Origin of the sequence: Aeromonas sp. FDAARGOS 1419 (assembly GCF_019047045.1) — a bacterium.
GTDB lineage: Bacteria > Pseudomonadota > Gammaproteobacteria > Enterobacterales > Aeromonadaceae > Aeromonas > Aeromonas veronii.
Genome location: NZ_CP077209.1, coordinates 1799437 through 1824317, shown reverse-complemented (window position 1 = coordinate 1824317; position 24881 = coordinate 1799437). Strand labels below are relative to the sequence as shown.

Annotated in this window: 23 protein-coding genes; 4 read left to right on the top strand and 19 right to left on the bottom strand. The window is 58.5% G+C overall.

Annotated elements, in window-relative coordinates; genetic code table 11:
• Positions 1-37 precede the first annotated feature (37 nt).
• From I6L49_RS08105 to I6L49_RS08095, 4 genes are all read right to left on the bottom strand, one after another.
• Positions 38-781 (bottom strand): amino acid ABC transporter ATP-binding protein, encoded by a 744-nt coding sequence (locus I6L49_RS08105; RefSeq protein ID WP_203116275.1) that lies wholly within the window; start codon positions 779-781, stop codon positions 38-40.
• Complete coding sequence (locus tag I6L49_RS21100) at positions 765-887, bottom strand: hypothetical protein (protein ID WP_265177556.1); 123 nt, start codon at positions 885-887, stop codon at positions 765-767. Before I6L49_RS21100 ends, I6L49_RS08105 begins: the two co-directional genes overlap by 17 nt.
• Positions 871-1830 carry an amino acid ABC transporter permease gene (locus I6L49_RS08100; protein ID WP_019445267.1) on the bottom strand — a complete coding sequence of 320 codons (960 nt, stop codon included), beginning with the start codon at positions 1828-1830 and terminating at the stop codon, positions 871-873. Before I6L49_RS08100 ends, I6L49_RS21100 begins: the two co-directional genes overlap by 17 nt.
• 99 nt (positions 1831-1929) lie before the next feature.
• Positions 1930-2730 (bottom strand): transporter substrate-binding domain-containing protein, encoded by an 801-nt coding sequence (locus I6L49_RS08095; RefSeq protein ID WP_201955798.1) that lies wholly within the window; start codon positions 2728-2730, stop codon positions 1930-1932.
• Positions 2731-3243: 513 nt separating this feature from the next.
• Between I6L49_RS08095 and I6L49_RS08090 the strand changes: the two genes are divergently transcribed.
• Positions 3244-4380 (top strand): GGDEF domain-containing protein, encoded by a 1137-nt coding sequence (locus tag I6L49_RS08090; protein ID WP_216951153.1) that lies wholly within the window; start codon positions 3244-3246, stop codon positions 4378-4380.
• An 18-nt stretch (positions 4381-4398) separates the two neighbouring features.
• Here I6L49_RS08090 and I6L49_RS08085 read toward each other — a convergent pair whose 3' ends face one another.
• The 8 genes from I6L49_RS08085 to I6L49_RS08050 all read right to left on the bottom strand — a co-directional run bounded on the left by I6L49_RS08085 (position 4399) and on the right by I6L49_RS08050 (position 13075).
• A complete protein-coding gene (locus I6L49_RS08085) occupies positions 4399-5733 on the bottom strand; it encodes an MFS transporter (protein ID WP_167566451.1) in 1335 nt (444 codons plus the stop codon).
• A gap of 21 nt (positions 5734-5754) precedes the next feature.
• The gene (uhpB, locus tag I6L49_RS08080) at positions 5755-7275 is read right to left on the bottom strand and encodes a signal transduction histidine-protein kinase/phosphatase UhpB (RefSeq protein ID WP_216951151.1); all 1521 of its coding nucleotides are present in this window, start codon (positions 7273-7275) and stop codon (positions 5755-5757) included.
• Positions 7272-7862, bottom strand: coding sequence for a transcriptional regulator UhpA (gene uhpA, locus I6L49_RS08075; protein WP_005334071.1), 591 nt, complete (start codon positions 7860-7862; stop codon positions 7272-7274). Before uhpA ends, uhpB begins: the two co-directional genes overlap by 4 nt.
• 193 nt (positions 7863-8055) lie before the next feature.
• On the bottom strand, positions 8056-8451 hold the full coding sequence (rnk, locus tag I6L49_RS08070) for a nucleoside diphosphate kinase regulator (RefSeq protein WP_005334070.1): 396 nt from the start codon (positions 8449-8451) through the stop codon (positions 8056-8058).
• A gap of 245 nt (positions 8452-8696) precedes the next feature.
• Positions 8697-9434, bottom strand: a complete 738-nt coding sequence (locus tag I6L49_RS08065; protein ID WP_216951149.1) for an ABC transporter substrate-binding protein — start codon at positions 9432-9434, stop codon at positions 8697-8699.
• Between the two features lie 82 nt (positions 9435-9516).
• Entirely contained in the window at positions 9517-10203 is a 687-nt protein-coding gene (locus tag I6L49_RS08060; RefSeq protein WP_005359576.1) for a hypothetical protein, read from the bottom strand.
• A 71-nt stretch (positions 10204-10274) separates the two neighbouring features.
• A complete protein-coding gene (locus I6L49_RS08055) occupies positions 10275-11666 on the bottom strand; it encodes an alkaline phosphatase (RefSeq protein WP_216951147.1) in 1392 nt (463 codons plus the stop codon).
• Positions 11667-11677: 11 nt separating this feature from the next.
• The gene (locus tag I6L49_RS08050; RefSeq protein ID WP_005334065.1) at positions 11678-13075 is read right to left on the bottom strand and encodes an alkaline phosphatase; all 1398 of its coding nucleotides are present in this window, start codon (positions 13073-13075) and stop codon (positions 11678-11680) included.
• A 323-nt stretch (positions 13076-13398) separates the two neighbouring features.
• Here I6L49_RS08050 and ylqF point away from each other — a divergent pair, with 323 nt between their 5' ends.
• Positions 13399-14349, top strand: a complete 951-nt coding sequence (gene ylqF / locus I6L49_RS08045) for a ribosome biogenesis GTPase YlqF (RefSeq protein WP_216951145.1) — start codon at positions 13399-13401, stop codon at positions 14347-14349.
• A 135-nt stretch (positions 14350-14484) separates the two neighbouring features.
• Here ylqF and I6L49_RS08040 read toward each other — a convergent pair whose 3' ends face one another.
• The 3 genes from I6L49_RS08040 to dinG form a co-directional block, all read right to left on the bottom strand.
• Positions 14485-15381 carry a histone deacetylase gene (locus I6L49_RS08040; protein WP_216951143.1) on the bottom strand — a complete coding sequence of 299 codons (897 nt, stop codon included), beginning with the start codon at positions 15379-15381 and terminating at the stop codon, positions 14485-14487.
• 181 nt (positions 15382-15562) lie between these two features.
• Positions 15563-16222, bottom strand: coding sequence for a DUF2057 domain-containing protein (locus tag I6L49_RS08035; RefSeq protein ID WP_216951141.1), 660 nt, complete (start codon positions 16220-16222; stop codon positions 15563-15565).
• 142 nt (positions 16223-16364) lie between these two features.
• Positions 16365-18437: an ATP-dependent DNA helicase DinG gene (dinG, locus tag I6L49_RS08030; protein ID WP_216951139.1), complete on the bottom strand. Its 2073-nt coding sequence runs from the start codon at positions 18435-18437 to the stop codon at positions 16365-16367.
• 395 nt (positions 18438-18832) lie between these two features.
• Between dinG and I6L49_RS08025 the strand changes: the two genes are divergently transcribed.
• Positions 18833-19870 (top strand): porin, encoded by a 1038-nt coding sequence (locus I6L49_RS08025; protein WP_021231018.1) that lies wholly within the window; start codon positions 18833-18835, stop codon positions 19868-19870.
• Positions 19871-20086: 216 nt separating this feature from the next.
• Here I6L49_RS08025 and I6L49_RS08020 read toward each other — a convergent pair whose 3' ends face one another.
• The 4 genes from I6L49_RS08020 to I6L49_RS08005 form a co-directional block, all read right to left on the bottom strand.
• Positions 20087-21043 carry an integrase core domain-containing protein gene (locus I6L49_RS08020; RefSeq protein WP_216951621.1) on the bottom strand — a complete coding sequence of 319 codons (957 nt, stop codon included), beginning with the start codon at positions 21041-21043 and terminating at the stop codon, positions 20087-20089.
• Between the two features lie 80 nt (positions 21044-21123).
• A complete protein-coding gene (locus I6L49_RS08015; protein ID WP_042056543.1) occupies positions 21124-21507 on the bottom strand; it encodes a hypothetical protein in 384 nt (127 codons plus the stop codon).
• A gap of 87 nt (positions 21508-21594) precedes the next feature.
• On the bottom strand, positions 21595-22134 hold the full coding sequence (locus I6L49_RS08010) for a hypothetical protein (RefSeq protein WP_139442564.1): 540 nt from the start codon (positions 22132-22134) through the stop codon (positions 21595-21597).
• 624 nt (positions 22135-22758) lie between these two features.
• Complete coding sequence (locus tag I6L49_RS08005) at positions 22759-23682, bottom strand: autotransporter domain-containing protein (protein WP_254127603.1); 924 nt, start codon at positions 23680-23682, stop codon at positions 22759-22761.
• Between the two features lie 265 nt (positions 23683-23947).
• On the opposite strand from I6L49_RS08005, the gene I6L49_RS08000 reads away from it, so the two are divergent.
• The gene (locus tag I6L49_RS08000) at positions 23948-24823 is read left to right on the top strand and encodes an OmpA family protein (RefSeq protein WP_216951135.1); all 876 of its coding nucleotides are present in this window, start codon (positions 23948-23950) and stop codon (positions 24821-24823) included.
• Positions 24824-24881: the final 58 nt, after the last annotated feature.

The following is a 24881-nucleotide window of genomic DNA, read 5'->3' as shown; positions in this document are numbered from 1 at the left end:
TGCGGTCCCTCTTCGTTTATCCAGCAGAGCGTGTTGGCTACAGCACCTGACTGAGGAACTGGCGCAGGCGTGGGGAGGGGGGATTGTCGAAGAAGTCGGCCGGTTTTTCATCTACCAGCAGTTCGCCACTCTCCATAAAGAGCACCCGATCCGCCACCTCGCGGGCAAAGCCCATCTCGTGGGTCACCACCACCATGGTCATTCCTTCGCGGGCCAGTCCCTTCATCACATCCAGCACTTCCCCCACCATTTCGGGGTCGAGCGCACTGGTGGGCTCGTCAAACAGCATGATGCGTGGCTGCATGGCGAGCGCCCGGGCGATGGCCACCCGCTGTTGCTGACCGCCGGAGAGTTGGGAGGGATAGCTGGCCGCTTTCACCGACAGCCCCACTTTCAGCAGCAGGGCCTTGGCTCTGTCTTCGGCCTCTTTGCGCGACAGGCCGCGCACCTTCTGCGGAGCGAGGCAGATATTATCCAGCACCGTCAGGTGGGGGAAGAGGTTGAAGGACTGGAACACCATGCCCACCTCTTCCCGCAGCTTGTTGACATCGCCGGGCTCGGTCAGGCTGATTCCATCGACCACGATATTGCCGTCGTTGATGGTCTCCAGCTGGTTGAGGGTGCGCAGGAAGGTGGACTTGCCCGAGCCACTGGGGCCGACGATCACCACCACTTCCCCTTCGGCCACCTCGGTGCTGACATTTTTCAGGGCATGCACTTCGCTGCCGTAGAACTTCTCGACACCGGTCGCTTTGATGATTGGATCAGTTGCTGCGCGCATATTTCGCCTCCAGAAAACGAACCGGGAAGGCGAAGGGGGTGCCAGTGATGGCTGCACTTCTCGATGCCTGTAGCACCTTGATGATGGGATCAGTTGCTGCGTGCATATTTCACCTCGAGACGGCGTACCAGGAAAGAGAGGGTGCCGGTCAGCACCAGATAGAGCAGGGCCACGGTAAACCACACTTCGAACGGGCTGAAGGTGGAGCTCACCACCTCGCGCCCCGCCTTGGTCAGATCGGTGATGGAGATGACCGAGACCAGCGAGGAGTCCTTGATCAGGTTGATGAACTGGCCTGCCAGCGGTGGCAGCACCCGCTTGAACGCCTGCGGCAGGATGACATAGCGCATGGTCTGGGCGGAGGTCATTCCCAGGCTGCGGCCCGCCTCCATCTGCCCCTTGTGAATGGAGCTGATGCCGGCGCGGACGATCTCCGCCACATAGGCACCGGTAAAGACCGCCAGCGCGGCGACCCCGGCGGTGAAGCGATCGAGGTTCAGCACGGTGCCGATAAAGAAGTAGACGATGAAGATCTGTACCAGCAGCGGCGTGCCGCGGATGAGCTCAACGTAGGTGACCGCCAGATTGCGCAGGGCGGGATTGGGGGAGAGACGCGCCAGCCCGGCCAGGGTACCGAGCAGGATGGCGAAGATGCCCGCCACCAGCGAGAGCTTGACGGTGACCCAGACGCCCCAGGCGATGGGGCCTGCGGTCCAGCTCAGTTGGGTGTCGAGGGTATCGCCACGAAAAACGGTATCCCCTTCGGCGACTTGTACGCCGGTACTGGCGATGGCTTGCCGCACATTGGGATCGAGATCGTCTTGCAGGAACAGCTTGCCCTTCTCGGCCTCGCTGGTGCCCGCCATCACGGTGCCGTCAAATTCGGCGAGATTCTTCTGCTCCGCCTGATAGGCGATGTATTGGGGAATGCGTTCCCAGCGCCAGGTGTAATCCACTGACTGGACAGCCTTGTAGATGCCGAATACGGCAACCAGCAGCATCAGCAGGAAAACCCCATGCCAGAGTAGCTGATTGGGCTGTTTTTCCATCTGTCTTGTCGGTTTGGGTGTGTGCACAGTCACAACCTCTTCTCGTTATTGTGTGGGGAGCTGCGTGGTGCAGGGGCGGCATGTGCCGCCCCCTGGAGGTTATTTGAGCTGATTCAGCCAGGCGTTGGATTCGAACCACTTCTTGTAGAGACGGTCGTAGCTGCCATCGCCCTTGATCTGGCGCAGGTAGTTGTTGAACCAGTTGAGGGTGTCCTGATCCCCTTTGCGGATGGCCCAGGCCAGCGGCTCGAAGGTGAACGGCTTGTCGAGGTGTACCACGGCGCCCTTGTTCTGGGAGGCGAAAATAGCGTTGTAGGGCAGGTCATAGACGAACGCATCGACCTTGCCGTTGATCACTTCCAGCTTGGCGTCATCCTGAGTTTCAAACTGCAGCAGGGTGGCTTTGGGGATCAGGCGCTTGACTGCCTGCTCGCCGGTGGTGCCGAGCTTGACCGCGATCTTGTATTTCGGGTCGTTGAGGTCGGTGAAGGATTTGATTTCGCCCGCCTTCTCTTTGCGCAGGACGATGGTCTGGCCGACCACGATGTAGGGATCGGCAAAGTTGACCCGCAGGTTGCGCTGGGGAGTGACGGTCATGCCGCCCATGATGACGTCGAACTTGTTGGTCAGCAGCGCCGGAATGATGCCATCCCAGGCGGTGTTGACGAATTCGACCTTCACGCCCATTTCTTTGGCGACCATCTTGGCGAGATCCACATCAAAGCCGATGTATTGGCCCTGCTTGTTGGTCATCTCGAAGGGTTGATAGCCTGCATCGAAGCCGACTCGCAGCACGCCGCGTTCGAGTACGGCATCCAGGGTGGAGGTGGGGGCAGGGGTCGGGGCCGCCGTGGCGATCCCGCAAAACAGCAGGGTAGAAAGAATCAGTTTTTTGATCATAAGTGACGTCTCTGTCGGTGGTGTGTTCGGCCTTGAACCTGATCCCGTGCGACTCCGTGGCACAAGAGACTGCTGCATCCGGCAACAGGCAAGACAGGATGAATGTCTTGAGCGGGACAAAAGCCCCATATGAGATGCTATGAATAGTGGTTGAGTGAAAAATGTACCAAAAACAGATTGTGTCAGAAGACTCAACAGGTTAGAGACATTTATTGCTCATGGCTTCATTCATAAAATCACACGAAAACAACATATCTATCTAATGGGGTGGGTTCAAGCCCAAATTATCCCCAAGACATTTTGTTACATAGAGAGGGGCTCGTATGTGGCTCTATTCTGGTTGGGCTTATCTTTCTTGCATATCTCAAACCTGCTATAGCGGAATGGTGTGAGTTATCTGGTGGTGTGAAAAACAGACGAACAATATGTTTTTATTGTGAAAACAGTCAGGGTCTCTGGGTCTTGGCAAACGGTTCTCATATACTCACTTACCTCCCTCTGCCTGGTTTTGATATGGATGTCTCGTTGTTGCTGAAGCTGGATGTATTTACCCTGATGGTGATGGCATTGGGGGGATATAGCCTCGGGTTTATCACGCTCTCCATTATCTGGTCGACCCACCGGGAGATCCCGGGCATCGGGTTATGGTGGTGGTCCAGTCTCTGTGCGCTGGTGGCCCAGATACTTTTCTCGTTACAGGCATTTTTCCCCAGCTCCTCCGGCATCTGGCTGGCCAATACCCTGATCACGCTCTGCATTGTGTTGATGCCGCCGGCGCTGCAGCGCTTTTTCGGACAGCCCCCGAACTGGCGTGCCGGGGGGCTCTTCATGCTGGTTTATCTGCTGCTTCTGAGCTGGTGCATTGTGGAGGGGGGGATGGCGTCCCGGGTGTTGCTGGCTTGCCTGAGTTACATGATGCTGGGTGCGGTGATCGTCTATCTGGTCTGGCGCCACGGTTACCCCCACTATCTGCCGGCGGTGATGGTCTTTACCCTGGTCAACGTGCTGCTCTACGCCTTCTACCTGATGCGGCTCTGGTTCCTCTGGCAGGACAACGTACAGATGCTGATGGATAAGAGCGGGGTCAATGTGCTGCCCTTCCTCTCCATGTTGATGGGGAGCTATCTTTCCACCTTCGGGGTGCTGCTGCTCTGTACCCAGTATCGTGCGCTGGCGCTGCGCCAGCAGGCTAGCCATGACCCTCTTACCGGTCTGCTCAACCGGCGTGGCTTTATGGAGCAGCTGAAGCAGCAAAAGTGGGGTGACAGTGGCGCGCTGGCGGTGCTCGACATCGATGATTTCAAGCAGATCAATGACCAGCATGGCCATGAGGTGGGTGATCGGGTGCTGGCCGAGCTCGGTGCCTATCTGGGTAGTCAGCCCGATCTGGTGTGCAGTCGTTTCGGTGGCGAGGAGTTTGTGCTGCTCTTCTCGCAGCCCGGCGTGCTGGCCCTGCAGCGCTGCGAGGGATTGCTGGGGGAGGTCGCGAACCGCGACATGGGCGGCCTCTCCATCACGGTCAGTATGGGACTCTCCCACTGGCAAGGGGAGTGGCACTTTGACCCTCTGTTCACTCAGGCCGACCATGCGCTCTATTGCGCCAAGCGGCAGGGCAAGAACCGGGTCTGTCAGGCTGGTCGGGAGGTGTAACTCCCGTTCAGTCCGGTATTACGTTATCTCGGCAGGCTGGGGGCGCGGTGCCTGCGCCTTGAGGAAGGGGAGCAGCAGCAGGGCAGAGACGCCCGCTGCCACCGAGATCACCACGAAGAAGCCGTTCCAGTGCCAGCTCTCCATCACCTTGGCCAGCGGATAGCCTGACAGCGCCGCCCCCATGTAGGCAAACAGGCCGACAAAGCCGGTGGCCGCTCCCGCCGAGTTTTTGTGAGAGCACTCCGCTGCCGCCATGCCGATCAGCATCTGGGGGCCGAATACGAAAAAGCCGATGGTGAAGAAGCAGGCCGCCTGCATCACGTAGCTGAAGAAGGGCATCAGCCAGAGCGATCCCACCGCCAGCAGGATCCCCACCGCAAAGATGAGGTTCATCGGGCCACGGTTGCCGTTGAACAGCTTGTCCGATCCCCAGCCCGCCACCAGGGCGCCGATAAAGCCCCCGACCTCGAACATGGAGATGGCCGAGTTGGCGCTCATCAGATTGAAGCCGCGCTGCTCGGTCATGTAGAGGTTGCCCCAGTCATTGATGGCGGTGCGCACCACATAGACCAGCACGTAACAGCAGGCGAGCAGCCAGATATAGGGGTTGCCGAGCACATATTTGCGCAGGATCTGGCGGTGGGAGAGCCCCGCATCCTGAGTCTGCTGGGCCAGCTCCATGGCATCCTTGCGCCACTCACCCACTGTCGGTAGCCCCATGGCACTCGGGGTATCCCGCAGCCGCCAGCAGAGGAACAATCCCGCGATGATGGCGATAAGGCCGGGCACTATCATGCCGTAGCGCCAGCCATGTTGCAGAGCGATGGTGCTGACGATAAGGGGGATGAGCGCGCCGCCGACGTTGTGGGCGGTGTTCCAGGCCGACCACCAGACCCCGCGCTCGGTACGCGAATACCAGCTGGTGAGCAGCTTGGAGCAGGGGGGCCAACCCCAGCCCTGGAAGAAGGCGTTGGCGACCCAGAGGGCGGCAAACATCCAGAGTGCCGACGAGAGGCCGAACAGGATATTGATAACGCCGGTGGCCATCAGTCCGACACCCATGAAATAGCGCGGGTTGGCGCGGTCACTGATGATGCCGGAGAAGAACTTGGAGCAGCCGTAGGTGATGTAGAACAGGGTCCACAGCATGCCGATGTCGGACTTGTCCAGCATGCCGCTCGCCAGCATGTCAGGCATAGCGAAGTTGAAGCTCTTGCGGGTGAAGTAGAAGACCGCATAGCCCAGATACATGGTCAGCAGCAGGTGCAGCCGCCAGTGGCGATAGGTGGCGTCGATCTCGGCCTGATCCCGGATAAGGGGCCGGGGCGGCGCGCTTCTCATAAAACTCAGCACAGGCAGGCCCTCTGGTGGTGATTAGCCATGACTCTCTTCCCGTCTGCGACTGGGCAGGTTGACCGTCAGCTGGGTGCCGTGGATGCAGGAGAGTTGCAGACTGCCCCCGAGGGCCTGTACTCGCTCGCGAATGCCGAGCAGGCCATAGCCCTGCTGTGGGCGGCTTTCCGGCAGACCGCGGCCATCATCTTCCAGCACCAGTTGCAACTGCTCGCCGCTGGCACGGGCGCGAATGGTGACCGAGTGGGCGTTGGCATGTTTGACTACGTTGTTGAGCCCCTCCTGACAGACCCGAAACAGGGTGACCCGCTGGGCATCGGAGAGATCCCCATCCGCCAGCTGCCACTCCAGCCGGGTGACGATGCCGTGACGCTCCAGCTCCAGCTCTCTGAGCAGTGCCCGTACCGCCTGTTCCAGCGTCATGTCGTCGAGCTGGCGCGGGCGCAGCCGCCCGAGCAGACCGCGCACCGCGTCATAGATCCCGAGCGATAGTGTGTCGATCAGGGCGCTGCTCTGGCCCACCCCGGCATTGTCGGGGGCGAGGCGGCGCACGATCCCGGCCTGGGTACGAATGGCGGTGATGGTCTGGCCGATGTCGTCGTGCAGCTCGCGCGCCACCTCCTTGCGGATGCTCTCCTCAGTCTCCAGCAGCCGTTCGGTGAGCTGGCGATTATGGGCGAGCTGGCGCGTCAGCGCCTGATTGAGTTCGCGCTGGCGCTGGATCCCGGCACCCAGCAGCAGGCCAGTGAGACTCTGGGCCAGCAGGGAGAGCAGCAGATCGAGCGGGTGATCGTGCCAGGCCTGACTGGCCAGCAGGGCGATGGTGTTCATCAGGGTGGCGAGCAGCGCCCCCTGCCAGCCGTAGCGCCACGCCATGGCGATGATGGGGATGGCCAGACAAAACGGGGTAAAGCGCACCAGCGAGTTGGGCAATCCCAGTTGCAGCCAGAGGCTCAATACGAACAGCAGCAGATACCAGACCAGATGGCGAAAGCGCCACTCTACCGGCTGATCCACCAGCGCAGGCCCCAGCGGCACCCAGGTGGCGCGGGTGAGGTAGTGCCAGATCAGCATGCAGGTGGAGGTCAGCGTCAGCCCGCCGGTCAGGCTGAGCAGTAGTGCCGAGAGGCCATCTTCCCCGGCCAGATGCCAGAGCAGGGCTTGCAGCAGCGCCGCTGCCGTGACGGTGGCGAGCAGCAGCAACAGTTGCTGCCAGTCGTTGCGCACCTGTTGGCGGCGGGCAATCAGCAGCGGTAGCAGGGTCAGCAGACTGCCCGCGACCAGCCAAGGCCAGTGGGGCAGCCCCACTTCCAGATTGAGCCAGTAGAGCAGCAGCCCTTCGCACAGCAACAGCGGCGGCCAGTAGTGGCCGGGACTTTGCAGCAGCAAGCCAAGGCGCAGGCCGAAGGGGAACAGCAGCACTGCCAGCGCCGGGCCGCCCGCCAGATGCAGGCTGATGCTCCAGAGGCAAAACCAGCCGGCGGCAAAGATGAAGCAGGCCGCCAGCACGATGGCGACATAGCTGGCAAAACGGGATATCACCAGCTATCCAGCATGCGGTGGGCCAGCTCGACGTTGTTGCTGACCTTGAGCTTGTCCATCAGGTTGGCGCGATGGACGTGGACCGTTTTGGGGGAGAGACCGAGCTGCTCGGCGATGGCCTTCACCTCCAGCCCTTGCGCCAGCAACTGGGCAATCTCCCGCTCCCGATTGGTGAGGGGATCCCGGCTGCTGCTGGCCAGTTTCTGGGCGATGTCCGGCGTCAGATAACACCCCCCCTGGGCGGCGGTGCGCACGGCGGCGATCAGCTCGTCCGGGCTGCAGCGCTTGGAGAGAAATCCCTTGGCGCCGGTTTGCAGTGCCTGCTCGATGAGGGCCGGGCTGTCGTGCACCGAGAGCATCACCACAGCAAGGCCGGAGGGGAGCTGCTTGAGCAGATCCAGCCCCGATTGGTCGGGCATCGAGATGTCGCAGACGCAGACGCGCGCCCCGCTGCCGGGCAGGCCGGCAAGGGCGTCGCTGGCGGAGCCGAATTCGGCGACCACCTGTAGGTCGGGCTCCAGATTGAGCAGTTGGGCAAAACCGGATCGGACGATCTGGTGATCGTCGATGAGGGCAATTTTTATCATGATGTCAGCCTGAAATTCGGTGCGTCATGACCATGACGCGGCCAACAAGATACCTGCCCCCCGAGTCAGGCTCAAGCAGCAGCAGGAAAAGGGGCTAAAAACCGGGGGGCAAGGTGCGCAAAGCTTGATCGGGATCAGCTGGCAAGGGCGAGCAAGCGGGCTGATCAACAGGGGGATGACCAGCCCGGGGGACTCAGCGGTGCAGCTCGCCGGCGCGCTCCGGCTGATAGACCACTTCCAGAATTTCTACCTCGATGGTGCGACCGGCCGGGCCGGGCCAGGCGATGCTGTCGCCCACTTTCAGGCCGAGCAGGGCGCTGCCTACCGGCGCCAGTACCGAGATGTTGCTCTCGTCGCCCTTGGCATCGCGCGGGTAGACCAGGGTGAGGCAGAACTCGTTGCCGCTGCTCTGCATCTTGAAGCGTACCTTGCTGTTCATGGTGACCACGTCCGGCGGCATGTCGGCCGGTTCGCGGATCTCGGCGCGGTCCAGCTCCTCTTGCAGGGCCAGATGCTGCGGATGGTTGCCGAGCAGTTGTTCGATACGGTCCAGATCAAGGCTGGAGATAACCAGATGAGGTTGTTTCATAAGATATTCCTTATCAATAGCGGATAGGCCCATACCGGCGGGTGCAGGTTGGCCATCACACTGGGTGTTACAAAAATGGATTCAACAGGTTCAATCAATTGAAAATGCCATGCCCCCAAGCGACTCGCGGCCGAAGGAGCGAGGCGGGGGCTCAGCAGGGTGTGAGCAAATGCGAGGAAATAGCGAGTATTTTCATGGGGCTACCATAACCATTCTGGCCGGCCTTGGCAACCGTGATTGAGTGACTACTCAGGAGCCTGATAGTTGTACTGACGGATGATCCGCGCCAGCGTGCCATCATGGCGCATCTCGTCTATCACGGCTTGCCAGCGACGTCCCTCGGTGAAGGGGAACTCCTTGCTGGCGGCGACATAAAACTGGGTACGCATCAGAGTCTCCCCGCGTACCAGCCGGTCGGTTGGCAAATCACCAAGGCGCTGGTTGTAGAGGATGGCGTTCCAGGCGGCCACCCAGGCATCGATACGGCCCCGACGCAATTTCTGGGCATTGAGCTTCTCGGTGGCCACGGTATCACTTTCAAGCTTAAGTCGTTGTCTGAGCAGATGCTGACCGAAGGAGTAGCGCAAGGTGCCGATCTGCAGCGGTGGGAGATCTGTCACTTTGAGGGGGGCAGGATGAAAGCGGCGATCGCTGACGATGACAAAATCGTCATCGAGTATCGGTGTTACCCAGTAGTAGAGGTGTTCCCGTTGAGTGCTGCGCACCGGCGGGATCAGCAGCACATCCTTGCGGTGGATAGCCTGAGTGAGGGCTCTGGCCAGTGGCATCAGCTCGATGGTGAGCGGTTCTTTGAGGCGTCGCGCGGCCTCTTCCATGATCTCGATGGCGACACCGCTTGGTTTGCCGTGAGAGGAGCGAATGACATAGGGGGGCAGCTCGGCCGCCACCAGCACAATAGCCTGGGCACCGGTGTTCACCAGCAATAACAGCAGGGCAAAAAAGGGCAGGCAGAGAGCGCGCATCAAGGTCGTGAGCCAGAGTCGAATATGCAGAGTGTAACATTCCTGCCTGCGTTGTCGTTGTGCCCGCTGAGGGGTTGGGATCTCAGTCGAAGAAATCCCGCAGATCGCGCACTTCGTAATCAGCGAGTTGCTGCCAGGGGAGCTGAGCAGGCAGCTTGCGCAGGGTCACCTCCATCCGGTAGCTGCGATAGCCATCGAGACTGGCCGATTCGACCACCAGCGGGATCTGCCACTGACTCGACCAGAGAATACGGGTTCGTTGCTGCCCTTCGCGCTTTTCATACCAGCGGGCCTGCTCGGGGGCGGCCTCATCCAGTGGAGTCATCCCCTCGATCAGCACCGGGTTGACGAGATGGCGGATCCGCAGCCAGTCGGGCTTGAAGGCCACCTGGCCATACTCTTCCACCGGCACTTCAACCAGCTGGTTGTGCCAGCTGTCGGCATAGCGCAACTGAAGTTCACCCTCATCACTGCGGCTGACCCAGCGGGCCGCCATCTGGTGGGTAAAGTGCTTGTGGCCGGGCGTGGCGTCGTGAGTGGCGTGATAGGCACGGGCAAGGGGGAGGGGAATGAGCCGCTGGCTCCACACCTGATTGCCCACCCGCAGCCACTTCTCTTGCCAGACACTCTCTCTGGCGATGCCATCGCTGCCGGTATTCCGGTCGTGATAGCTGATCCGGGCGGCGAGGTCCGGGGGCGTGTCGTCAGCATGCAGGGGGAAGGCGAGGGTGCTGCCAAGCAGCCATAACGAAAGCAAAAGTCGCATCATCATCTGTCGCTCGAAAGAGCCGGGCCCGGGCCGCTGAGTCGATTGCTCAGATGCACCCGGGCCCCTGCTGCTTACAGGCCGAGCGCCTCCCGCAGTTTGCCAAACACCTTGGTGTTATCCAGCGTGCCTTTGAAGCGGTTGCTGCCGGCGCCATCGGCAAACAGCATCACATCGCCGCCACCGTGGGTTTCCGATGTCAGTTTGACGCCGGTCTCCTGCAGGTAGTCATTGGCCATCACCTGATCGCTGGTGAGGACCGGGCGCACGGCCGCACGATTGGGGCCGTTACCGAACACCAAGGTGGTGAAGGGCTTGCCATCCACGTCGTTCTGGGTCGAGCCGTCGCCATTTTTCACCAGATCCAGCACCGGATTGCCCTTGGCGGAGTAGCCGTTAATGGTCATGGTGTGGTCATGGTCGGCGGTGACCACGATCAGGGTATTGTTGAGATCCACTTTACCCAGCGCCGTCTTGACCGCCTCATCCAGAGCCACCGCGTCGGTGAGCGAGCGCTTGGCGTTGGTGCCGTGCAGGGCGTGATCGATACGGCCACCCTCTACCATCAGAAAGTAACCCTGACTGTTCTTGCTCAGCAGGTCGATCGCTTTGGCGGTCATTTCGGAGAGGGACGGCTGGGTATTGGCAGCCCCCTTGGCGACCCGATCCAGCTCGTAGTCGAGGTGGGATTTGCTGCTGAACAGACCGAGCACCTTGCCACTGGTGACCTTGGCCAGTTCACTTTGGGTGGTGACATAGCTGTATCCCTGTGCCTTCATCTCGGCGGTCAGGTCGCGGTTGTCATTGCGACCGCCCTTGTTGCTGGCGCTGTAGGGAGTCCAGTGGTTGGCACCACCGCCCATCAGTACATCGACCCCATCTCCCAGCGCCTGGTTGAAACCTGCGCCTCCCGGAACAGCTTGTGCAGCGATGTCATAAGCGGCATCCCGATGGCAGATGTGGGCGTAGGTAGCCGCCGGGGTGGCGTGGGTCAGCTCGGTAGTGGTGACGGCCCCGACCGCTTTGCCTGCCGCCTTGGCCAGCTCCAGGATGGTGGGCACCGGCTTGCCGTTATCGCTGCTGCAATTGTTGACGGTTTTGTTGCCATTGACGTCTTTGCCGGGGGCGACGGCTTTGGTGTCGCTGCTCATGGCGATCACCTCGTTGTTCATCTTGACCCCGGTGGTGTAGGCCGCCATGGAGGGGGCCGAGTCGGTGGTCTGGGCATCGTTGGAGAAGGTCTTGATGCGGGCACTGCGCGGCAGTTTCATCATCTCCAGATTGCCCTCTTCTCCCACCTTGAACAGGCGGGTGGCGGTGAGCACGGTAGGCCCCATGCCATCACCGATAAAGAGAATGACGTTTTTGGCATCACCGGCCTGTGCCTGGGAGGTTGCGCCCAGCGCACTGAACAGGGCGGCGCAGACCAGCGTGTGCTTGATGGATGTGTTCATCTGTTTGCTCATGAAAGTGCTCCTTACAGCTTGGCCGCAGCCTTGATCTTGCCGAACACGGCGGTGTTATCGAGTGAGCCATGGAAGCTGTCAGCCCCCTTGCCGATGGCGCCGAGGAATACATCTGTGCCGCCGTGGGTCTCGTTGCCGATTTCGCCTACCTTGACCACCACTTCCTGGTGGTAGTCATTGGCGGAGACGGTGGCATCGTCGAGCGGGGCAACGCTGCTGCGCGGGCCATCCACCCGGTTGTAGCCGTTGCCAAAACCTATGATGGTGTAGGGCATGCCCTCGCTATCCTTGCTTGGCTCGCCAGTCTCGTAGTTCTTCACCAGCCCGAGTACGCCTGGGTTGTCGGCGGTGGTCTTGCCGGTGCGTTTGGCATAGCCGTTGAGCACTAGCGTGTGGTCGTGGTCAGCGGTGACCACGATCAGGGTGTTTTTCAGCTCGGGGTCGCTCTTTTTCACCTCGTCGATGGCGGCCTTGATGGCGTTGTCGAAGGCTATGGTGTCCTGCAGCGCCCGCTTGGCGTTGGTGTCGTGCAGGGCGTGGTCGATGCGACCCCCTTCCACCATCAGGAAGTAACCCTTCTCCTTGCCCTTGAGCTGCTTGATGGCGGCCAGGGTCATCTGGGCCAGTGACGGCTCGCTGGCAGGGCGGTCCAGGTCATATTTCATGTGGCTGGAACCAAACAGACCCAGCAGCGGTTTGCCCGCATCGGCCTTGTTCAGCTCATCCAGATTGCTGGCAAACTGGTAGCCCTTGGCCTGCATTTCGCTGATGAGGTTGCGGCCATCCTCCCGCTTGCCCTTGTCGGCTTTGGGCAGGAAGAAACTGCTGCCGCCACCGAGCACCACATCCAGCCCCTCCTTGAGGGCGCTGTTGTAGCCTTTGCCGCCCGGTACCAGCTGGACGGCGATATCTGCCTCCAGATCCCGGTTGCAGATATGGGCATAGGTAGCCGCAGGGGTGGCGTGGGTTACCCGGGTACTGGTCACCACGCCGGTGCCGCGGCCATCGGCTTTGGCCAGCTCCAGCAGAGTGGTCACCGGCTTGCCGGCGCTCTTGCTGCAGTCACTCTCATAGGTGGCGTCGCCGTCCATGCTGATGACGCCGTTGTTGCTCTTGACCCCGGTCATGTAGGCCGCCATGGAGGGGGCCGAGTCAGTGACCTGGGCATCGTGGGAGAAGGTCTTGATAAAGGCCGTCTCTGGCAGGGTATCGATGGTGAGATCACCCTCTTCGCCGACACCGTAGATGCGGGCCGCCGTCAGGGTGTTGAGGCCCATGCCGTCACCGAGGAAGAAGATGACGTTGGTGGGTTGGGCTGCGGGCTTGGTCGCCACCGTGTCATTGTCTGATTTGCAGCCGGCAGCCAGGGCGGCGCCGATCATCACTGCAAGTCCTGCCATTTTTCTCATTGGGGTTCGCTCCTTGTAAAACCTGAGCGCAGCCTAGAGGGGGCAGATGACACTTTTACTGACTATCGGTGACGGTTGTGTGAAAAAGTGATGAAAATGTTACACTATATCAAAGTGTTATCTGTCAATTGAGCCAGTTGGTCCGGTCGCTTCCGGCAAGGTTTATCCGCCTCGGCGGTTTGCTGATTTGATGAAGTGATGGCTAGAATGACCTGTCAAAATGTGCCCGCAGCAGGTAAAATGCGCCCCCTTCGTTCGATGCCCGCGGCAGAGCGCCTGTTGTTCCATGCGCCCGCCCGCAGCCCCCACAGAGAGTAACGGATATGTCCATCAACTGGTTCCCCGGTCACATGCACAAGGCCCGCAAAGAGATTGCCGAGGTCATGCCCCAGGTCGATGTGATCATCGAGATGCTTGATGCCCGCATCCCCTTCTCCAGCGAAAACCCGCTGGTGCCCGAGCTGCGTGGTGATACCCCGGTGATCAAGGTGCTGAACAAGGCGGACCTGGCCGATCCGGCGATCACCGATCTGTGGGTGGCGCACATGGAAAAAGAGAAGGGGATCAAGGCGCTGCCGCTGACGCAACAAGAGCCGGAGAAGATCAAGCAACTGCTGACTCTCTGTCACGAGATGCTGCCGGAGCGCAATTTTGAGCTGCGCGGCGTGCGGGCGATGATCATGGGGATCCCCAACGTGGGCAAGTCCACCCTGATCAATACCCTGGCGGGGCGCATCATCGCCCGCACCGGCAACGAGGCGGGGGTGACCAAGTCCCAGCAGCGGATCAAGCTGGATAACAACGTCATCCTGACCGATACCCCGGGTTTCCTCTGGCCCAAGCTCAACCCGCCCTCCTGCGGTTATCGTCTTGCCATCACCGCGGCCATTAAAGACACTGTGTTCGACTATGCCGATATCGCCATGTTCGCCGCTGACTACTTCATCAAGGCCTATCCGGAGCGGATCAAGGCGCGCTACCAGATTGATGAGTTGCCCGAGACCGAGATCGAGCTGCTGGAGATGATCGCCCGCCAGCGGGCCTTTATGCGCAAAGGGGGGCTGGCCGACCTGCACAAGGCGTCCGAGATCCTGATTAACGAGTTCCGCTCCGGTTTGCTTGGCCGCATCTCGCTGGAGACGCCGGAGATGGTGAGCGTCGAGATTGTCGAAGCCGCCGCAGAAGCCGAGCAAAAAGCCAAAGAGAAGGCCGAGCGGGAAGAGGTGCGTCAGGCCCGCGCCCGTCGCAAGTACGCCCGCAAGCGTCAGAAATAGTTATCCTCAGGCGTCCCGAGCTTGCCTGGCAACGATCGAGCTTGTGTGACCGAGAGAACGAAACACGAAGAGGCGACCCCAGGGTCGCCTCTTCTGTTTTATCTGGTGAAATGCCCGACATATAAAGGCATGTCATCAACCAAAACGGTGACGCGCCGTCTCAAACAGCGACATATGAAGCGGGATCAGCTGCTGCCAGTCGCGGCGATAGCCGCCACCGGGCACCGCCGCAATGGGCAACCCATGCTTGATTGCACAGTCAAATACCATGGCATCGCGCAGACGAACCCCTTCATCGCTCAAGGAGAGATAACCAAGTTCGTCGGCATGATGCACATCGACGCCCGCCTGATAGAGGATGAGAACCGGCGAATAGAGGCGCAGTGCCAGTGAGAGTGCCTGTTGCAGTGTGGTGAGATAGGCATCGTCCGTCATGCCGCTTGGCAGCGGAAAGTCGAGGTGAGAGGTGGCTTTGTGATGGGGAAAGTTGTGCTCCCCATGGAGGGAGAGGGTGATGATGTCGCGCCGCCCGGCGCACAGGGCCGCACTGCCATCTCCCTGATGCACATCGAGATCGATGATCAGCACCTGTTCACAGCGCCCCTCGTCGAGGCAAGCCTGGGCGGCAATCACCAAATCGTTGAACAGACAAAAACCGCTGCCGTGATCCCGATGGGCGTGGTGGTAGCCACCGGAGATCTGCAAGCCGCAGCCCTGCTCAAGAGCATGGCGGCTGGCGGCAACGGTGGCACCCACCGAGCGCAAGGTGCGCTCTATCAGCATGGGTGACCAGGGAAAACCGATCTTGCGGATGGCGCGATCTTCCAGCTGGCCGCTCAGGGCCGCCGCGACATAATCGGCATCGTGAATGCGACAGATTTGCTCACAGGTTGCGGCCGGTGCTTCGCCAAGGGGGTAACCCTGCACCTGCAGGCGTTCAAACAGCCCCTGATACTTGGCCAGCGGAAAGCGATGGCGCTCGGGTAGCGTCAGGGAGGAGTAGAGAGGGTGATAGAAAATGCGCAACGACATGGTGCCATTCTCCCTGGCAAGGTGGCGCTTTCTATATATGAAATCAGCAGATGAATCCATATATGTACTCCCTATATAAAGGGGAAGTGGCAGCGCATAAATCAAGACGCGTCGTGAGTAAGACCGCAAGATATGGAAAAGGGGAGCTTGGCTCCCCTTTCAGTCAATCTCTCAGCCCGGCTTATTGCTGCTGGATAACCCAGATCTGGAAGGCTTTGCGGGTTTCCGCATCTGCCTTGTTGTACCAGTTTTGCAACTGGGTCAGCGCTTCCGGATTGCTTTGAGCCTTGCTGGGGGCAACCTGAACCGGTGCGCTGGCGGCAGCCATCACGGCAGCAGAAGAGACGGCCACTGCTTTGGGCTGGTTGAAGGCTTTACCCATGTTGATCAGCTCTTGCTGATAGTCACGGGTCAGCTGGAAGCCTTCTACTTTCGGCATCACGAACTGTTCGCTGCTTACCTGCTGGCCGCTGACCTTGTCTTTCAGCGTCACTTTCTGATCTTTGACAAACTGCTTGGCTTCGGCTTCGTTGCGGGGCTTTTTGTAGTCCAGCACCAGCTGCTGATTGTCGGCGGCGGTGAAGTTCAGCACCAGCGGCTCGGCGGTGACCAGCTTGATATCGCTGCGGCTGGAGTAGTTGCCTTCAAAAGCGACGACCAACTGGTGTTTGCCGGCAGAGAGGGGGAAGATACTGGTTTTGTCGAGCAGCTTGGGGTTGATGGATTGACCATCGATCAGCTGGACGACATAGGGGTTGGTCACTTCCAGTTGAGCATCAGCAAGGGCGCTACCGGCCCACAACAGACCAGCCAGTGCCGGTACCAGAACAGTCAGTTTCATTTCATCTCCTTGAACAGTCAGGCGATTGCCCACTGAAAACAGGGGCTTATTTTTACAGGTTTAGCCTACTGCGGCAATGGCTCTTTCTGGTGCTCAACGTTCGCTCCGCTGTCAGTTTTTCTATCAATAATAACCGGCTTATTTATTCGATCCGACGTGTAAACGGGGGGAGGGCGTCGAGCAGCCCCTTGCCATAACGTTTGGTCAGCAGGCGGCGGTCGAGAATGGTGACCCGTCCCCGATCAGCCTCTTTGCGGATGAGGCGGCCACAGGCCTGGATAAGCTTGCGCGATGCCTCCGGGACCGTCAGTTGCAGGAAGGGGTTGCCGCCTCGTTGCTCCACCCACTCGGCAGTAGCCTCCTCGACCGGCGAGTTGGGCACCGCAAAGGGGAGCTTGGTGATGACCAGATTGGTAAGGTAGTGACCCGGCAGATCCAGCCCCTCCGAGAAGCTGCCGGTACCAAACAGGATGCTGGCCTGACCGCCATCGCATTTTTGTTTGTGCAGGGTGAGCAGGGCATTGCGGGAGGCTTCCCCCTGCACCAGCAGTGACAGCCCCTTGGCTCGCAAGCCAATGGCCACCTCATTCATCTGGCGGTAGGAGGAGAAGAGCACCAGACTCGCCTCCTTGCCCGCCAAAATGCGTGGCAGTACGCTGATGAGCTCGTTGGTAAAGGCCGGCGAGTTGGGTTCGTGCTCCATTTTGGGCAGATAGAGCTCGGCTTTCTGATAGTCAAAGGGGGAGCGCAGGCGCAGATAGCGGGTGCCGTCGTGCTCCTTGAGCCCCACCTGATGGCGAAAATAACTAAAGGAAGAGAGGGCGGTGAGGGTCGCGGAGACCAGCACGGCCCCCAAACATTTCGACCAGAGCCACTCCTCCAGCAGATAGCCTACCTCAATCGGTGAGGCGTGCAGCCAGATATCGCCGTCATCGCTCTTGGCCATCCAGCGGGCGAGCGGGGTTTTGCCGGTCGGAACATGGCGCCCCAGCATCTCCCACAGGGCGCAGAAACTCTCCAGCCGCTGCAGATGAAAACCGCTCTCTGCCAACAGGGGTTCGGCCTCCTTGCGGCGGATCTCGCCATCTTTCAGCGCTTCACCTATGGCCCCTTGCATCCGATCCAGCGCCCGCAACGCCTTCTTGCTCGACTCCTTGAGATTCTCCGCCAGCATGGGCAGGGGATCCGGCAATACCCCTTCGGCGAAGCGGTAGTGAGGTTCACTGCCAAACAGCCGATCGTTGGCGCTGAGCCACTGCTCGACCGCCTTCAGGTCGGGCTGGATGGAGGCCAGTGCATCCTGCAGTTTGAGTTGGGGGTCGAGCAGGCTCTCCTTATTAAGAGTCCGCGCCAGCTTGCCTGCACTTTGTACCAGCTTCTCCAGCCAGCGACGCGAGCCTTTGACGCTGGACGACGCCGCGCCGTGATCCCGGGCGATGTTGGGCAGGTGATGGGCCTCATCCAGCACATAGATGCACTCATCGGGGGGCGGCAGAATGATGCCTCCGCCCATGGTGAGATCGGAGAGCAGTAGCGCATGGTTGACGACTAGCACATCGGCGCTCTCCATGTCGTTGCGGGCGCGATGAAAGGGGCAGTGCTGGTGATGGCTCAGCGCCTTGTTGCAGGTGTGGCGGTCTGCGGCGATGCGATCCCAGCAAGTGTCGGGAATGGGCTCCGGCCAGTTGTCCCGATCCCCGTCCCACTTGCCATTGGTGTAGGCCTGCCACAGAGCCTGGTAGCGATCTTTGTCGCTGTCAGATGGTTTGGTTTTGCTCAGACTGCCAAAGTCGAGCTCGAAGTTGGCCATCTCGGCGCCACTGGCTGCCTGCTCCAGCAGATGTTCGCAGCAGTAACGCTGACGCCCCTTGACCAGCATAAAACGAAACGGCAGCTCGCTGTGGCGGTGGTAAAAAGGGAGGTCTTTGTGGATCAACTGCTCTTGCAGGGCCACTGTGGCAGTGGAGATCACCAGCTTCTTCTGGGTGAGTCGCGCCACCGGAATGGCACCCTGCGCATAAGAAAGAGATTTGCCGATACCGGTTCCTGCTTCGGCAACCAGAATACGGCGCTGTTTGTCGTACTCGCCGGTCAGGGTTTTGGCTATCTCTGCCACCAGAAAGTTCTGCTCTTTGCGCGGCACAAAACCGGGTAATCCATCCGAAATCTGGCGATAGGTTTGACGAATGGTGGCTTTAAGGCGAGTAGAGAGCATGAAGAGAAGGCCAGTTAGGTGTTAATCGAAGGACAAGGATACCCGCAACCCCTTGGTGAGGTCGAGGCAACTGCCATTATCACGGCTGTTTTACGCTGATCAGACCACTTTGGTTGTTTATCAGGTAGTTAGCGTTATTTGCATGCAAAATAGACTATTTGAGTCCAAATAATCAGCAGGATTCATTGTAAACGTTTTCCTTTTGCCTTGCCGTTAGGTGAGACTTGGCTCACATTTTTGCCTCCATGACTATGGTTTGCGTAAAAAGTTCCAAGTTTTTTCATTGCGGTTCAAAAAATCCGGTGCTAGTCTCGGCGGCATAGTGATGCAAAGAACATCGCTAACACAGGGAATAACAACAACTTAGTGTTTAATTACAGTAGGCATTGGAAACTATGAAAAAGACAATTCTGGCTATTGCTATTCCGGCTCTGTTTGCATCCGCCGCTAACGCCGCAGTGATCTATGACAAAGACGGTACCACTTTCGACGTATACGGCCGTGTACAGGCTAACTACTACGGCGAAGCTAACGACAAATCAGCAGAACTGGTTGGTGCAACCCGTCTGGGCTGGTCTGGTAAAGTAGCTCTGAACAACACTTGGTCTGCCATCGCCAAAACCGAGTGGCAAGTAGCTGCTGAAAACTCTGGTAGCAATACCAGCGACATCGATCCGCGTCACATCTATGCCGGTTTTGATGGTTCCCAGTACGGTAAAATCATCTTCGGTCAGACCGACACTGCTTTCTACGACGTACTCGAGCCGACCGATATTTTCAACGAGTGGGGCGATGCCGGTAACTTCTATGACGGTCGTCAAGAAGGTCAAATCATCTACTCCAACACCTTCGGTGGTTTCAAAGGTAAAGTTTCCTACCAAACCAACGATGACGTAGCGGTCAAAATCACTGACGTTGGTCAGAAGATCAAAGAAGACGCTATTTGGGGTAAAGACGTTAAGCGTAAGAAAGCTTACGGCGTAGCTGCTGGTTATGACTTTGACTTCGGTCTGGGCTTCAATGCCGGTTATGCCTACTCTGACCTGCAAAACAAAGTTAATGGCCACACTGGTAAGAAAGACGAGTGGGCTGTGGGCGCGCACTACGCTATCAATGGTTTCTACTTTGCTGGTGTTTACACTGAAGGCGAAGTGAAGAACAAGAGCCTGGGTATGAAAGATGACGGCCGTGGTTACGAGCTGGCTGCTTCTTACAACGTAGACGCTTGGACCTTCCTGGCTGGCTACAACTTCAAAGAAGGCAAGGCTAACGCTCAAGCTGCCGGTTCTACTTACAAGGATCTGGTTGACGAGACCCTGCTGGGTGTTCAGTATGCCTTCACTCCGAAGCTGAAAGCTTACACCGAGTACAAGATCCAGGGCATCGACAAGCAAGACGACGAGTGGACTGTTGCTCTGCAGTACAACTTCTAATAAGTTGCACATGAGTAATATCCTGGCTTGAGTCTTTGACCAAGTTACGAATGGCCGAGATGATATCTCGGCCATTTTCTTTTTTGGCGACAGCGTATTGGCGCCATGATGAATCGCCGGATTGTAATTTCCAGTGATAGTTGGCAGATTGCCGGTCTCGGTTAATTTGTACAGATCTAGTTATCACCTGACTCCGGCCTCAAACCGGTGTCTTGTTTACGCTACTTTAGTGCGCACTTCCTTCGGTATCAATTTCAGACCCTTCTTGAACATGGTGTAAGGGGTTTGACCCTCCATCATCCTGCCCTGATGTGGCCGCTGGGTGTTGTAGTGTTCCAGGTAGTTATCCAGGTCTGTCTGCATCTGTTCTAACGACTCATACCAGGTCGTCCTCCCCTTGATTCGGAAGTGTTCATCCAGCAGTGTGCGATGCAGTCGCTCGATAAAGCCGTTGCTCTGCGGCCTGCGGACCTTGGTTGTCCGGTGCCCAATCCCCTTCAGTTGCAGGAACAGCTCGTAGGGATGATGGTCAGGGCGCCCACAGAACTCACGCCCGTTATCCGACAGGATGGTATAGACCCGCGCCCAGGCGTGGCGACTGTAGCAGTCCAGCACGGTTTGCAGATACACCTTGCCAACCCCCTTGAGCGCGCCGACAAAGAAGGTGTCGACCGCCACCAGTTCTCCGGTGTAGTAAACCTCAATCTGGCGTTCGCAAAACTCGGGGCTGAAGCGCTCTAACAGGCGAATTTGCTCGTCATTGAGCTCAATGGTTTGCTCACGGTGAGTTTTCTCAAGGCGCAGCAAGCGGTCGTGTTTGGAGAGCAAGTCGTGCCGTTGCCACACGCCACGCACACCGCCCGCACTGACATTGATGCCTTGCAGAGCCAGTTCTTGGGCGACCCGCAGCGGACCATGGGTTGGTCTGGTGAGGGAGTAATCGAGTATGGCCTGTTCAATCTCGGGCGCAACCCGGTTGGGATGAGCCCCTTTAAAGCCCGGCAATTTGTCAAGCAAGCCCTCGGCGCCATAGGTCTGGTAATTACGGCGGATTTCGTAGAACTGCTGACGGCTGTAGCCGATGAGCTTGCAGGCTTTGCTGACGTTATTGAGCTCTTTGGCGAGCTCTAGCAGGCTGAGTTTGCGACGTGCTACTTTCTCGTTGGTGGTCATGCAGAGGCTGATAGTATTTTGCAGGTGCAAAAAAGCCCCTTGGCGGGGCTTGGTGTCTGGCAAGGGCGGTGTCGGGATTATCAATCGAACAGGATGCGGCCGCTGGTGCCGGCATCGCTGTCTTTCCAGCTGGCACCGCTTTTGCGCAGGGTGTAAGTGATGGTCTCCTGCTTGAATTTCAGGTAGTCGCTGCCGCTGTGGCTTGGTTTGACCTGATTGCCGTCGATATAGGTCTCCCCTGTGGTATCGACGTGAATTTCTGCCACGGTGCGGCCATCGTCAGTAACCGCTTTATAGTTGCCAGCCCACGGGCTCTCGTCGCCATACTGCACGGCCCCTTCCTGAGCGTGCGCTTGGGCATGGGTCTTGTGGCCGTGATGCGTTTTGGCCACGGCGCAGCCGGAGATACCGACCGCAAGCAGGCAACCGAGGGCGACATTGAGCAGAGTCTGTTTGGATTTCATCTTCATTTACCTGTATCAAATAATTGCAATGGATAAGTGGTGGAGCCCCCACGGTAGGTGTGGGCCCCGCTGAGCCGTGGCTCGAAATCAGTCCTGATTGATGCCAGAAATATGGCCGCGGGCGTCGGTGAGGCAGTGCCAGAGCCGGTCATGGGGCCCTTTGATATCAATCATCATCCCCGCCTGGGAGTCGGCCACATAGTCGAGGGTCAGTTTGCTGCGGCTGACGCCCGCTTTTCTGGCGACGGCGTTCATGCAGGCGTTCTCGGCAACCTTGGTTTGCGCAGTGCTGCCGTTGTAGGCACTGCTGCTGGCGTTCTCATCATCGCCGTCGTCATCGTTCTCATCGTCATTGAGCTGGCAGGCGCCGCTGTCGCCATTTTTGACAAAATAGGTGATGCCCCAGTCGCCATTTTTCACCATGGAGAGGGTGGTGCGCCCCTTGCTCGCCTCGTAGAAATTTGAATTCACTTTTTTAAGTGGAACTTGCTGGTTATTGATATAAGCCGTGCCATCTTCGACGCGAAGATTAATATGTCCAGGACAGCTGGCGGATAAATCAGGCACCCCTGCATATGCGGTTCCGGTTATGACCAATACAGAGAGAGCAAGCAGCGTTTTTTTCATCAGATAACCTCAAATCAACAAGGATCAGCAAGTGTGATGTCATCAAAATAACGGTTGCTATGCCTGAACGTTATTTCTGTGCTCATTGCACACCTGTTATCGGTAGCCCGCAGTCAAGCGTTTCAGTGCGCCTCGTCCTGCCGGGATGACGCCAAATTTAGCAGTCGGGTGATGTAAGTAAAATAAAACAGGATTAATTGGGTTCATAAAATATGAAAAACTATAAACCTTTTAAAACAATTGGTTATGCACGGCTCAAGCCACTATGCAAAAGATGGGGGGCCTCCGGGTTGGTTCCTTATGGGAATCGATAAAGTTGGCCATTGAGCTGCAATATCTGGATTTGAGTATTTTCTCTGTTGCAAGCGAGTACAGGTTGGCTACATCACAGGGCAAATCAGTTATTGCGCGCCGTAAATATACAAACAAAAACTCCAATATTCGGTGTGCGAGGGGGGGGGATTAGCCTGCCAGCAGGAAGATATTTTTACCTGATATGACTGGGTGGTGAGGCATATGAAAGGGTCAGGATAAATAAACCCTCCGTCAATAGGGCGTGATTATCTGGAGTGTTAATTTGTTTTCCCAGAGGATTTCCCATTCGTGGCAGGAAAATATAACGACTTAGAAACTCATGGCTAACCCGATGGAATAACCGCTGGTGTTGTGGCTGAACATATAGCGGGCAACCAGCCGGGTACGGGTGACTATGATGTCGTATTTGCTGCTGTCCAGCTCCAGACCGGCGCCGATAGAGTTGAGGGAGTCAAAGCCAAGCAACCCCCGCTGTTCCCCCAGATATGCGGTATGGGCCCCCTCCAGTACATAGCGCACCGGTCTGTCGAGCAGTGTCCAGTCAAACAGTGGGGCCCGGCGGCGCAGATAGAGGCCGAGGTTCTCCGCCTCGGCGTGACCACGGACGCTGGTCGAGGTACCGCCAAAGCTTTGCAGGTGTTGGTAGGAGTAGCGCACTTCGATATCGATATCCTGCGCCTTTGAAAAGAGCTCGTAGTCGAGCATCAGCGAGCCCCCCAGTCCGTACATATTGAGCTGCCCACCATCGAGAAAATCCAGTGAGTAGCCCTTGGTGCGCTCCAGCAGCCAGTTGCCGATCCGCAGATCGCTGGCCATGGTACCGAGCGAGACGTTGGCGATAGGGCGCAGCACCCAGTGGCCACCGCGCAGGTCTTCATGGAGGGCGATATCCCAGCCGATCCCGCCCGAAGCTGTCAGGCTGTTCCACTTGGTCGGGAGGGTGCGGCTCTCGGTGCCGTTGCTGACCACAAACTGGGGATCGTAGCGGCTAAAGCCGATCGCCCCTTCCAGATAGATGGGCACGGCTTCGCTCATGGTGGCGCCGCCGCCGATCTGGGTCATGTTGAGGGCGGCAGATTGATTGGTGCCGCTGCCGATATCGAGGTTGCTGGCGGTGATGTCGGGCACCACCGTGAAGGTCATCAGCGAGAGCACCGCATTTGCGCGCTCCTGTGCCCACTCCTGATCCTGTGTTGCGGCCTTGACGGCGCTGCCGGATAGCGCCAGCAGCATTGGCAACAACATCTGCAATAAAGAGAAGCAAGAGCGGTGCATGAGTGTGGTTCCCGATAAGCGGCGTCTGATTGCCCTGGTTTTACTGTAGCGAGCTTCCTGCCGGTTGGCACGGAGCTAAGAGGGGGGAATAAGCGCCGCTTGCGGTCGGTTGCCGCTGAGGGGCAAGCCTTTGCCACACCAACGGCACGCCTTTGCAGTTTGTCGCTAAAGCTTGGCCTCTTGCCGCCGATATCTCTTGTGAGATCGTGTGGAGGACAAGCAATTGAACGCTTGGGTGTTGGGGTTGGTCAGCATATCCGTGAGTATGCAGTTACAGGCTGGGGTCACCGAATTTGGTGCCGGTCTGGATCAATCCGTCTGGCGTTTGACCTCCGATACCCAGATTGAGTGTCGCCTCGAGCATCCTATTCCCAACTGGGGAACGGGGGCTTTTGTCAGTCGTGCCGGTCGCAAGATCAACCTCGACTTTGAGCTCAAGGGCAAGCGGCCGCAGGCCCAGACCCAGACGGTGAGTCTTGGCATCATGCCGCCGGTATGGCGCCCGGGAATAGCCGGGCGAGAAGTGAGTCAACTGCGTTTCTATCAGCAGTTCGATGGGCTGGTGGAGGGGCAAACCGCCTGGACCATGCTCGACGAGCTGGAGGGGGGGCGGATGCCGACCTTCCAGTATCGGGACTGGTATCGCCAGAACCGCGCGGTGCGAGTGTCCCTCTCGTCGGTTAACTTTCGGGTGAAATATCAGGCCTTTATCGACTGTCTGAGTGGGCTCTTGCCCTACAGCTTCAATGACATCGCCTTTAGCGTGCTCACCTACGACAAAAACAGCGATCAGCTCTCCATCCCCTCCAAGCGGCGGCTGGCGATGATCAGCGAGTTTATCAAGGCGGACAAGAGTATCGACGTAGTGGTGATCGATGCTTACAGCGATAGCTATGGCGGCCGCTGGCCGAACCTGAAACTCTCCGAGAAGCGGGCCGATGCCATCAAGAAGGTGTTTGTCGATTTGGGGATCGAGCCCGGCAAGATCTCGGTGGAGGGGCATGGTGAGAAGCAGCACGTTGCCTCCAACGAAACCGAACAGGGACGTGCCAAGAACCGGCGGGTGGTGATCAGCATGGGGCGCAATGGCGAGATCTAGCGCTGTCCCCGGCAAAGAGGCATAAAAAAGAGCGCATCTGCGCTCTTTTTTGATCCTG